The 11,783-nt window shown below is 34.2% G+C and carries 9 protein-coding genes; all 9 read left to right on the top strand.

Annotated features, from left to right (window positions below):
- The first annotated feature begins 23 nt into the window (after positions 1-23).
- The 9 genes from ACK4M9_RS06280 to ACK4M9_RS06320 all read left to right on the top strand — a co-directional run bounded on the left by ACK4M9_RS06280 (position 24) and on the right by ACK4M9_RS06320 (position 11,473).
- Positions 24-629, top strand: a complete 606-nt coding sequence (locus tag ACK4M9_RS06280) for a YesL family protein (RefSeq protein ID WP_409848753.1) — start codon at positions 24-26, stop codon at positions 627-629.
- 291 nt (positions 630-920) lie between these two features.
- Positions 921-2,267, top strand: coding sequence for an ABC transporter substrate-binding protein (locus tag ACK4M9_RS06285; RefSeq protein WP_409848754.1), 1,347 nt, complete (start codon positions 921-923; stop codon positions 2,265-2,267).
- 90 nt (positions 2,268-2,357) lie between these two features.
- Positions 2,358-3,287 carry a carbohydrate ABC transporter permease gene (locus tag ACK4M9_RS06290; protein WP_409848755.1) on the top strand — a complete coding sequence of 310 codons (930 nt, stop codon included), beginning with the start codon at positions 2,358-2,360 and terminating at the stop codon, positions 3,285-3,287.
- A 5-nt stretch (positions 3,288-3,292) separates the two neighbouring features.
- Positions 3,293-4,123, top strand: coding sequence for a carbohydrate ABC transporter permease (locus ACK4M9_RS06295; RefSeq protein WP_409848756.1), 831 nt, complete (start codon positions 3,293-3,295; stop codon positions 4,121-4,123).
- A gap of 41 nt (positions 4,124-4,164) precedes the next feature.
- On the top strand, positions 4,165-5,187 hold the full coding sequence (locus ACK4M9_RS06300) for a glycoside hydrolase family 130 protein (RefSeq protein ID WP_409848757.1): 1,023 nt from the start codon (positions 4,165-4,167) through the stop codon (positions 5,185-5,187).
- A gap of 91 nt (positions 5,188-5,278) precedes the next feature.
- Entirely contained in the window at positions 5,279-6,487 is a 1,209-nt protein-coding gene (locus tag ACK4M9_RS06305) for an AGE family epimerase/isomerase (RefSeq protein WP_409848758.1), read from the top strand.
- A 163-nt stretch (positions 6,488-6,650) separates the two neighbouring features.
- Positions 6,651-7,631, top strand: a complete 981-nt coding sequence (manA, locus tag ACK4M9_RS06310) for a mannose-6-phosphate isomerase, class I (protein WP_409848759.1) — start codon at positions 6,651-6,653, stop codon at positions 7,629-7,631.
- On the top strand, positions 7,628-9,361 hold the full coding sequence (locus tag ACK4M9_RS06315; RefSeq protein ID WP_409848760.1) for a phospho-sugar mutase: 1,734 nt from the start codon (positions 7,628-7,630) through the stop codon (positions 9,359-9,361). Before manA ends, ACK4M9_RS06315 begins: the two co-directional genes overlap by 4 nt.
- A gap of 60 nt (positions 9,362-9,421) precedes the next feature.
- Complete coding sequence (locus tag ACK4M9_RS06320; protein ID WP_409848761.1) at positions 9,422-11,473, top strand: methyl-accepting chemotaxis protein; 2,052 nt, start codon at positions 9,422-9,424, stop codon at positions 11,471-11,473.
- The last annotated feature ends 310 nt before the right edge of the window (positions 11,474-11,783 follow it).

Consider the following 11,783-nt stretch of genomic DNA (forward strand, 5'->3'; position numbering starts at 1 on the left):
GAAAATGAGGGTAGATGTAAAAGATGGAACTAATTATTACAAAGTTATATCAGTATGTTAAGGCAAGTTTATTATTTTGGATTTATTTAATAAGGGGTTTTGTAGTATATGGTTTAGTTCCTGCATTTTGTTCATTAATTGCCGTAACTGAGGATGTTAAAAAGGATCAGGACCATGAAAAAATAAGCGTCTTGTTCTCACGGTATTATCAGAAATACAACATCTTTAAATTACAATCATTTTTATTGTCATTTTTGCTAATAATAACGTATAATTTGCTATTCTTTACTGTGCAAAGTCAAGGTTCTTACTCTTTAATAGTTATTTTTATATTGTTGTATATTTTAGGAATTACGATTATAGTTATTACCTACACATGCTCTTTTTTAGTATTTTGCCCTGAAAAAGTAAATTTTAAGCAAGCAATAGCTCTAGCTTTTGTTTCGACAATTAAACATTTTGGAGTTTCAATAATTCTTTTATGTCTATTAGGGCTTCTTTTTGCTATAGCAGGGATAAATTTCTTACTTTTTATCTTCATTGCTCCTGTTCTATATACTTATTTAATTTCCTTTGTAATTCAAGTGATGATTAAAAGAATTTTTCTGATAAATAAAAGTTTATTTTAAGTTAACGTTAACTTAAAATAAACTTTTTTATATGGTTTTACGCTTCTTAAAGTTGTATATTTGCATAGCCTTTTTTTGAAAGCGAATACTGTATTTAAAAATATCTTCTCAGTTATGGTTTAGTTCGATACAAACCTAAGTTGCATATGTGAAGCTAATGGTTACGCTTTCTAATGGATATTAAATAATACTTTATAAAATAAACCAAAAAAGTGATTGACAAGAAAGCGTTCCCATAATAAACTTAACTTGTAAGCTAAACGATAAACTAATTATTGAGGGGGAAACGAAATGAAAAAGAGTAAAGTTTGGTTAATGTTATTAGTGTTTATTCTTTCTTTATCAGTTATTGCAGCTTGTGGCGGGAAAGATACGCCTGCTCCTGCTGAAACTGAGATACCGAATGAAACACCTACTGGTGAAGATGCAACATCTGTTGAAGATGTTAAAGGTGAAATCACTGTTTTAACGAATAGAACTGATATTGTTAATACAACGTTTCAAGAGTATGCAAAACAATTTAACGAAATTTATCCTGATGTAAAGGTTAATTTTGAAGCAATTACTGACTACGAAGGTCAAGTGAAAATCCGTATGAACACAAAAGATTACGGTGATGTACTATTAATTCCTAATGATGTGGCAGCTCCTGAATTAGGTCACTTCTTTGAACCACTTGGTTCTGTTGAAGAACTAAGTCAAAAATACTTATTTACAAATGAAATGGCCTACGATGGCTTGTCTTATGGTATTCCTGTAATGGTAAATGCTATGGGAATTGTTTACAACCAAAAATTGTTCGCAGAAGCAGGGATTACAGAATTACCAAATACACCGGAAGGTTTCTTAGAGGCGATGCAAGCAATTAAAGACAATACAGATGCAACTCCTTACTATACGAACTATGCAGCTGGATGGCCGCTTGATCAGTGGGAAAACCACCGTTTATCAGTAGCTGGGGAAGAGGATTTTGTAAATGTTCAACTTCCAAATATGGATGATCCTTTCTCACCGGGTAGACCACATTATGTTATCTATAAATTAATGTATGATTTAGCAAAACAAGGTTTAATTGAAAATGATCCATTAACAACGGATTGGGAAACATCTAAAGTTCTACTAGCTGAAGGTGAAATAGGGGCAATGGTATTAGGTTCATGGGCTATTGGTCAAGTTCAGGAGCTTGCAGAAGATCCTAACGATATTGGATATATGCCGTTCCCTTCAAATGTAAACGGAACTGTTTATGCTCAAAGTGGTGGAGATTATAAAATTGGTATTAACGTAAACTCTAACAATAAAGAAGCTGCAAGAGCGTGGTTAGATTGGTTTACTAATGAGTCTAACTTCGCATTAGCTCATGGTGCAATCTCTCCAGTGAAGGCTGATCCGTTCCCTAAGACACTAAGTGCGTTCGAATCGTTAGGAGTAGTACTAATTTCTGAAGCTGATCCACAACCTGGACAGGAAGGTTGGGTTGATTTAATTGATCGTGAGGCAGAAGTAGGTTTATGGCAACCAATCTTTAAACAACGCATAATAGAAGCGGGTATTGGAAATAGAGCAGAATCATTCGATGATATCATGAACGATTTAAATCAAAGATGGGCAAAGGCTCGTGAAAAAGTAACTCAATAGTTACAAAAGAAGAAAAAAATAAGGGGAAGTTGCTAAGCTACTTCCCTTTCTATCTAATTATGTTGAAATGCTAGCTGGAGGTATCTACTTATGGAAAATAAACATTCTAGCTACGAAAAAAAAACAGGTTCTAGCAAACCTAATCTGTTTAATCTTAGCTACCCTACACAGAAAAAGATTATTATTGTAGCCTTTTCCTTTTTGCCTTTATTATTACTTATTACTTTCTCTTATTTACCTTTGTATAGAATGTTTTACTATAGTTTTCATAGTTGGAATGGGTTTAGCCCGAATATGACTTTTGTCGGAATGGAGAACTATAAAACGGTTTTTACTAGACCGGAATATTTCGGTGTTTTTAAAGTGAGTTTATATTATTTTGCTGCTACTTTTGTACAGATGGGTTTAGCACTTTATTTTGCGACAATTTTAAGCTTTAAGGTAAAATACAAAAATTTTTTTAAGGGAATTATCTTTTTTCCGTATTTGTTAAATGGAGTTGCGATAGGATTTATCTTTCTATTCTTTTTTAGGCCAGATGGTACTTTAGATAGCTTATTATCTTTTATTGGATTAGGTGAGTTGACTCAACTATGGTTAGGGAATCCAAATATTATTAACTTTTCATTAGCAGGTACGTCTGTTTGGAGGTATATGGGTTTTAACTTTATTATCTTCTTAGGGGCAATTCAATCTATCTCTAGTGAGGTTTATGAGGCTTCGGAAATAGATGGTGCTAATAAATGGCATCAGTTTAGATATATTATTTTACCGAGTATTAAAATAATTGTTGGTTTGAACTTAATCTTGGCTGTAAGTGGAGCTATTAGTGTTTTTGAAATTCCGTATATTATGACAGGCGGTTCTAATGGAAGTGCAACGTTTGTTATTCAAACGGTTGATACGGCCTTTAAGTTTAGTAAGGTTGGTTTAGCTTCTGCAATGGCGGTAGTATTGCTTGGGATTGTTGTAATTGTCACAGTTATTCAACGACTTATATTTAGTGAAAAGGAGGCCTAATATTGATGTATAAATTGAAGTATAGACTATTTAGTTTTCTAAAATATCTATCATTAGTATTAGGTGCTTTTGCTGCGATATTACCGATCGTCGTAGTTTTATTTGCCTCATTTAAGACACCGGAGGAGTATAACAGAACTAATCCATTAACACCACCGGAAAATTGGCTGAATTTCACAAATTATAGCCGAGCTTTTTTTGAAGGGAATATGTTAACTGGTTTTATCAACACATTAATCATTTTAGTAATTTCATTAACCGGTGCTGTACTTATTGGGACAATGATTGCTTATGTGTTGAGCAGATTTAAGTTTAAAGGTAATAAAATTATGATTACGTTATTTTTATTAGCTACTTTAATTCCTGCTGTAACAACTCAAGTAGCGACATTTCAAATTATTAATGACTTAGGTTTATTTAACACAAGGTGGGCGGCAATAGCTTTATTTATGGGGACTGATATTATTGCTGTCTATATATTCTTACAGTTTTTAGATAAAATATCTTATTCATTAGATGAATCTGCGATGCTTGATGGGGCTTCATATTTTACAATTTATTGGAAAATTATTTTACCGTTATTAAAGCCTGCAATCGCAACGGTATTTATTATTAAAGGAGTGGCGATATACAATGACTTCTATATTCCATTCCTTTATATGCCTAAGCAAGATTTACAAGTAGTATCGACAGCTTTGTTTAAATTCCAGGGGCCGTATGGATCTCAATGGGAAGTGATATGTGCAGGGATTATTATTGTAATAATTCCAACGCTAATTGCCTTCTTATCGCTACAAAAGTATATATACGATAGTATGGCAGGATCAGTGAAGTAGAAATCTTTAAAGTAAAATCATAATCTAGGAGGATTATTTTAATGACAACAGTGAAGATTATTGGAGAAAGTTTAGCAAATATGCCGTGGCAAGAAAAACCTGAAGGGTTAGAAACGCCTGTTTGGAGACATTCGGAAAACCCCGTTATCAAGCGAAATCCGGCGAAAGGAATTGCGAGAATTTTTAATAGTGCCGTTATCGCATATGAAGGGAAATTTATCGGTGTATTTAGAGCTGAAACAATCAATGGACGTCCTCATTTAAGTTTAGGTTGGAGTGATGATGCTCTAAGTTGGACGATTGATGAGAAAAAAATTGAGATGGTTGATGAGGCGGGGAATAGTTTTAATCCTAATTACGCTTACGATCCAAGGCTTTTAAAAGTTGAAGATACTTACTACATCATTTGGTGTACAGACTTTTATGGTGCTTCAATTGGGATGGCTAAGACGAAGGATTTCAAAACGTTTGTAAGACTAGAAAACCCTTTCTTACCCTTTAACAGAAATGGGGTTTTATTCCCAAGAAAAATAAAAAATAACTATGTCTTATTATCTCGTCCAAGTGATAGTGGTCATACACCATTCGGAGATGTTTTCTTAAGCGAAAGCCCAGACATGACATATTGGGGGAAGCATCGCCATGTCATGGGTAAAGGTGGAGATGGTTGGTGGCAAAATGTCAAAATTGGTGGCGGGCCTGCGCCGATTGAGACGAGTGAAGGCTGGTTAATGTTCTATCATGGAGTAACTGGTACGTGTAACGGTTTAGTATACAGTATGGGTGCAGCCATTCTTGATTTGGAAAACCCTTCTATTGTTAAATACCGATGTAAGAACTTTATTTTAACACCTGAAGAGTGGTATGAGGAAAGAGGTTTTGTAGCAAATGTAATATTCCCTTGTGCAACACTTCATGATGCAGATACAGGGAGAATAGCTATATATTATGGTGCGGCAGATACGTATGTTGGAGTTGCTTATACTAAAGTTGATGAGATTGTAAACTATGTAATAGAGAATCACGAAGCTGTTGATGATGATCAACAAGAAGGTAAAATGTAAAATCGAACATTGACCAATCAAAAAGGTAAACCAATTGGTTTACCTTTTGTTGTAAGTTTGGGAATAAAATCTTAAAGGAGCGAAAGCGAAAATGACTGTTAAACGATTGGAACAACTAGAGGAAAGTATTGAAAAAGAATTAGAAGAAAATATATTGCCTTTTTGGAAGGACCATACAGTAGATGATGAAAATGGGGGTTTTTACGGCTATATTACGCACTCAAAGGATATCCAAAAAGAAGCAGATAAAGGAGGTATATTAAACTCGAGGATTCTTTGGACGTTTTCGAAAGCTTTTAACAAATATCAAAATGAAACTTACTTAGAGGTGGCGACAAAAGCCTATGAATTTTTAATGACGAAGATTTATGACCGGGAGCATAGTGGTTTATACTGGATGGTTGATTATAAGGGCGAGCCGAAGGAGACGAGGAAACATATCTATAGCCAAGCCTTTGGGATTTACGGTTTAACTGAATATTATATTGCGACGAAAAATGAAGAGGCTTTAAAATTAGCGATAACTCTTTATGAATTAATTGAGAAACATGCCTATGACCAAGTGAATAAAGGGTATTTTGAAGCCTATACACGAGAATGGCAGGTAGAAGACGATTTACGACTAAGTGGAAAAGATATGAACTCGCCAAAATCAATGAATACCCATTTGCATATTCTTGAAGCCTATACGAATTTATACCGTGTATGGAAGAATGAAGCCTTCAAGGAGAAATTCCTTGAATTAATTGAAGTATCTATTGAAAAAATCGTTGATAATGATACGTTTCAATTTAAATTGTTTTTTGATGCAGAGTGGAATTCCCTCTCGAATGTAGTTTCTTATGGTCATGATATTGAAGGTAGTTGGTTACTTTACGAAGCGGCTGAAGTCGCCGGTGATCAAGGATTGCTCGCCAAGGTTAAATCGATTGCGATAAAAATGGCAGAGAAAGTTTTAAGTGAGGGTATGGATACAGATGGTAGCTTGTTAAATGAGTCCAAGGATGGCGTTATGATAGACACTGATAAAGTTTGGTGGATTCAAGCGGAAGCGATGGTCGGATTTATGAATGCTTATCAACTTACGCTAGATGAGAAATATATAGAAGCTGTCGAAAAATTGTGGAAGTTTACAAACAAATACATGATTGATCATGAAAACGGAGAGTGGTATTGGAAGCTAACTAGAGACCGTAAAGTGTTTTCTGATATGCCGAAAGTGGAACCGTGGAAATGTCCTTATCACAACTCGAGATTTTGTTTTGAGATATTAGAGCGTATTGACCTTTTCAGAAATTAAAAGATCGACCATATCTAACAATAGAATTATATAGGACTTATCGCCATAGTTACGCGGGGGGAGGTTCTAAATGTCGGTGTTAGTGAATGGTTGGAAAAGCAAAATTATAGAACAAATACTGAATTAAGGAAAATAATTACAGAATAACAAGGGAGTTTATATCATGTACAAAGAACCGATTTTTTTACAACCAGACTTTAAAGAAAGAATTTGGGGTGGAACTAAGTTACGAGATTACTATAATTACGAAATTCCATCCACCAATACTGGTGAATGTTGGGGGATATCGGCTCATGAAAATGGACCATCGATTCTAAAGAATGGTCCACTAAGAGGGCAGACTCTTACAAAAGTTTGGGAGAATCACCGCGAATTATTTGGTCATGAGGAAGGGGAAAAGTTTCCTTTATTAGTGAAAATACTAGATGCTAATGATGATTTATCAGTGCAAGTTCACCCTGATGATGAATATGCTCGGATTTATGAGAGTGGAGAACTGGGTAAAACTGAGTGTTGGTATGTTATTGATTGTGAAGTTGATTCTCATTTGATTTTAGGTCATCATGCAAAAACGAAAGAAGAATTTGTTCGGATGATTGAAACTGGTGAGTGGGATTTATTGTTAAAAAAGGTCCCGATTAAACCGGGGGACTTTTATTATGTGCCTAGCGGAACGATTCATGCAATCGGTAAAGGGGCATTAATATTAGAGACACAACAAAGCTCTGATACGACCTACAGGGTGTATGATTATGATCGTATTGATGACAAAGGTGATAAGCGCGAGCGGCATGTCCAACAATCCATTGAGGTCTCAACTATTCCCCATAAAGATGCTGAAGTTAAACAAGGTGCAAATCGTAAAGAAGGATTAATCACGAAGCAGCTAGTATCTGAAAAATATTTCACAGTGTACCATTGTCAATTAGACGGTTCAGTAGAGCAGAAGATGAACCGAAACTATTTATTATTGAGTATTTTAGAGGGGAATGGCTCGGTTATTATTGAAGGTAAATCCTATTCATTTACCAAAGGCGATCATTTAATTCTTCCTTCAACAATTTCTGAATATCAGTTAACGGGCGATGCTCAGTTTATTTTATCTCATACAACGTACGGTCCTTTAGGGGGGAATAATAAATGAATTGGAAAACGGCATATGAACGGTGGACGACCTTTCAAAAACTAGATCATGAACTGAAAGAACAATTAGCAAGAATTCAAGAAGATGAGCATTTGCTTGAAGACTGTTTTTATAAAACATTAGAGTTTGGTACAGGTGGACTTAGAGGTGAGCTCGGACCTGGAATTAATCGTTTAAATATTTATACAATACGTAAGGTGACAGAAGGTTTAGCTCAATATATCAATGCTCAGGGGGAAAAAGCTAAGAAACAGGGGGTTGTAATTGCTTATGATTCAAGGCACAAATCTTCTGAGTTTTCGTTAGAAGCCGCTAAAATTTTAACTCTTCATGGGATTCAGGTATATTTATTTGACGAACTTCAACCTACACCACTTCTATCATTTGCTGTAAGAGAACTCAAAGCGGCAGCGGGAATTGTGATTACAGCAAGCCATAACCCACCTGAGTATAATGGCTATAAAGTCTATGGTTCGGATGGTGGGCAGGTTACCTTAGAGGTGGCAAATGAAATCATTACTAATATTAATAAGGTGTATGATGAATTACATCTTCCTGTAGCCGATAAAGATGAAGTTCTTACTAATGGTTTATTGAAAATGGTGGGGCAAGAACTAGAAGATGAGTATATGAAAGTTATGAAGTCTATCGTCGTTAATGAAGGTTTGTTACAAGAAAGCGCTAAAGAGGTAAAAGTCGTATTCACCCCACTACATGGTACAGCAAATAAATTAGTACAGAGAGGTTTAACGGAATTAGGTTTTAAGCAAGTGTATATTGTGAAAGAGCAAGAGCAACCAGATCCCAATTTTTCGACGATTTCTTCTCCAAATCCTGAAGAACACCGAGCTTTCGAATGGGCAATTAAATACGGAGAAAAGGTTGGCGCCGATATTTTAATGGGAACGGATCCTGATGCTGATCGAGTTGGGGTAGTTGTTAGAGGACAAGATGGTAAGTATATTGTTTTATCTGGCAATCAAACTGGTGCTCTAATGCTGGATTATTTACTACGATATAAAAAGGATATTCCGAAAAATGGAGTTATTTTAAAAACCATTGTTACAAGTGAGATTGGACGTGTTATTGCGGAAAAGAATGGTTTAGAAACTATCGATACTTTAACAGGGTTTAAGTACATTGGTGAAAGAATAAAAGAGTTTGAAACTACCAAGGAGCGAAAATTTCTATTTGGATATGAAGAAAGTTATGGTTATTTAGTGGGAGATTTTGTTCGAGATAAGGATGCTGTACAAGCTTGTCTTTTCATTGCTGAAGTCGCAACTTACTACAAGAAGATGGGTAAGTCTTTATATGAAGGTTTGCTCGAAATTTACAAGAAATATGGGTACTTTCAAGAAGATTTACAAACGATTACCTTGAAAGGAAAGAATGGATTAGAGCAGATGGCTACTGTTATGGAATTTTTCCGAGGAATAGAAGATTTATCTGTTGGGGGAGCGAAGGTTACAATTCGAGAAGATTATAGACATTCAATAAGAAAATATATCAATAAAGCCACTAGTGACAAGATTTATCTCCCGTCATCAGATGTTTTAAAATTTATTCTTTCTGATGGTTCTTGGTTTTGTGTGAGACCTTCTGGTACTGAACCGAAAATAAAGTTTTACTTTGGGGTTAAGGACAATTCGCTAGAAAGTAGTATAACGAAATTAGCTACTCTTAAAGATATGGTATTGGCTAAGGTTGGTCCGTTAGTAAAAATATAATTGTACTAATTATTTTGGTAGACATCATTTATATACATCTGGTTGAAAGGGGAGGGGAAATTGAGCATTTGGGTGAAATTTAAATACAGATTAAGTGAATTTAGAAGGTCTAATAATAAAAAATCTCGTGAAAAACAAAAGCAACAGTTTTATAGAGTGGGAAATAGTGTTAGTCTCAAAACTAAGCTTATCTTGTCTTTCGTATTTTGTAGTATTTTGCCAAGCGTTGTTATTGCTAGTTTTGTATTTTCCGTATCTAAAAATGCAATTGAAGTCAAAGTTTCAGACTTGACAGAAGAAGTAAGCGTTCATTTAACTCACAATATTAATAACATTATTGAAGAAACTGAGAAAATTATGTTTATTCCTTTTTCGAATCCGAATTTATTGAACGATTTTTCTAACAGTGACTTATCTGATGCTGAACTATTTCAGAAAAAACAGGCTGCCGCAGATTATTTTTCGTCAATTATTTTTGCAAATTCCAACATCAATAATTTCTTTCTTGTAAAAGAGGATGGGAATATTTTTGGTAGGAATACTACATCTTTTCAATACGATGATTTTGTAAATTTAGGTTGGAAAGAAAAACTTAGTGAATTAAATGGTGAACCTTTGTGGGTATCAGGATTTAACAATAATCTAGATGAAATTTATCTCTTTCAAACTGTGAAAAATAATTTCAATAGAGAAATTGGGATGATGGTTTTAACGATTAACCGTGATCTTTTTAATACAGTATTTAAACTATCTGAGAATAGTGGTCAAGGAATATTTATTATAGACAATAAAAACCGAGTAGTTGCTAGCAATCTAAATGAACACCTGGGGAGTCAATATGCATTTGGAGAAGATCATCTTGAAGATAATGATCAATTAGTATTAAGAAATGAAAGCTCTAATGGGTGGGAAGTTATCATTACAACAGAAAGATCTTTGCTTATGAAAGAAATAAACAATGTTATTAAATATGTTTATATGATCGTTATCATTTTTGTTATTTTATCAATTTTATCTGGCATCATCATTACACTTACGATTACAAAGCCGATAAACAATATTGTTAGTTTAATGAAAAAGGCAGAACAAGGGAATTTAAATGTTAGTTCAACATACGTGCAAAAAAATGAAATAGGTCAACTTGGCTTAAGTTTTAATAAGATGTTGGAAAATATTAAAGGAATAATTGAGGAGAGCAAGAGAGTCTCAACATATGCCGTTGGTAGTGCACAAGATTTAAAGAGGATTTCAAGCGAAACGATGCATACTTCTCAACAAATAGCTGCTGCTGTTGAAGAAGTCGCAAAGGGGGCAGCGGAACAGGTTGATTTTGCAGATAGAACCAATAAGGAGATGCAAGAATTATCTTATCAAATTGGGGAAGTAGAAAATGTGATGGTCAATGTTATCAGCGCCACCAACAAAACGAAACAGTTAGGTAGTCAATCAATTACAAATATAAAAGAGTTGACGGATAAAAATAAGGAAATGGGTAATAATATTGCATTGGTAGATGTTACGATTACAAAGTTAGATAAAGAGATAACAGAAATTACTGATATTATAAAATTAATAGATAATATTAGTGAACAAACAAACCTTCTATCACTAAATGCGAGTATCGAAGCAGCTCGGGCGGGTGAAGCAGGAAAAGGGTTTGCAGTAGTAGCGCAGGAAGTAAGGAAATTATCTGACCAGTCGAAAATATCGACAAAAAAAATTACTAAGGTTATTGAGAAAATTCTACTTCAAACTGAACATTTGGTAAAGTTAGTTGAAGAGTCAATGATACTTTTTGATGAACAAACAAAATCGCTAAACAAAACAAAGGGTTCTTTTGAAGATATCATTTCTGATACAAGCACCGTTATTTCTGGTATTAGTGTTATGGAGAATTCAATCAAAAGGATTAATGATGTTAAAGAGCAGGTCGAAAACTCAATATCAGAAATGGTGGTAGTTGCTGAAATTTCTTCATCTACAACAGAAGAGGTAACGGCAACTACAGAGGAACAAGCTTCCGCAGCAAACGAGCTAGGTAGATTTTCTGAAAGTTTAGGAGAAACGATACTAGAATTAGAAAAAAAGATAAATGTATTTAAAATATCTTAATCGATGATAACTAAAGTGAGAGCGAAAAAGTACACTGCACAAGAGTGTACTTTTTTACGTTAAAGACAACGTTACTTTAACGATTAGTTTAAAAAAAATTCACTATAATGATTTATCTAAATAATACCACTGTCAGCAGAAAAATTAGAAAAGAATGTCTGTAAAAATCGTTAAATCACCTCAATAAACATTGACATATAAGTAATCTTATTATAAAGTTAACATAAGTTATCGTTAAGCTTACAAATACATATGAGGATGGTGATGTCCGACAATTATTGTTACTTTTGTAAAAGATCCTATTTTTTTA

It is taken from the genome of Anaerobacillus sp., assembly GCF_046314235.1.
Lineage (GTDB): Bacteria > Bacillota > Bacilli > Bacillales > Anaerobacillaceae > Anaerobacillus.

Coding starts and splice junctions, on each gene's coding strand:
- ACK4M9_RS06280 (WP_409848753.1), top strand. CDS start 24: ATGGAACTAATTATTACAAAGTTATATCAGTATGTTAAGGCAAGTTTA.
- ACK4M9_RS06285 (WP_409848754.1), top strand. CDS start 921: ATGAAAAAGAGTAAAGTTTGGTTAATGTTATTAGTGTTTATTCTTTCT.
- ACK4M9_RS06290 (WP_409848755.1), top strand. CDS start 2,358: ATGGAAAATAAACATTCTAGCTACGAAAAAAAAACAGGTTCTAGCAAA.
- ACK4M9_RS06295 (WP_409848756.1), top strand. CDS start 3,293: ATGTATAAATTGAAGTATAGACTATTTAGTTTTCTAAAATATCTATCA.
- ACK4M9_RS06300 (WP_409848757.1), top strand. CDS start 4,165: ATGACAACAGTGAAGATTATTGGAGAAAGTTTAGCAAATATGCCGTGG.
- ACK4M9_RS06305 (WP_409848758.1), top strand. CDS start 5,279: ATGACTGTTAAACGATTGGAACAACTAGAGGAAAGTATTGAAAAAGAA.
- manA (WP_409848759.1), top strand. CDS start 6,651: ATGTACAAAGAACCGATTTTTTTACAACCAGACTTTAAAGAAAGAATT.
- ACK4M9_RS06315 (WP_409848760.1), top strand. CDS start 7,628: ATGAATTGGAAAACGGCATATGAACGGTGGACGACCTTTCAAAAACTA.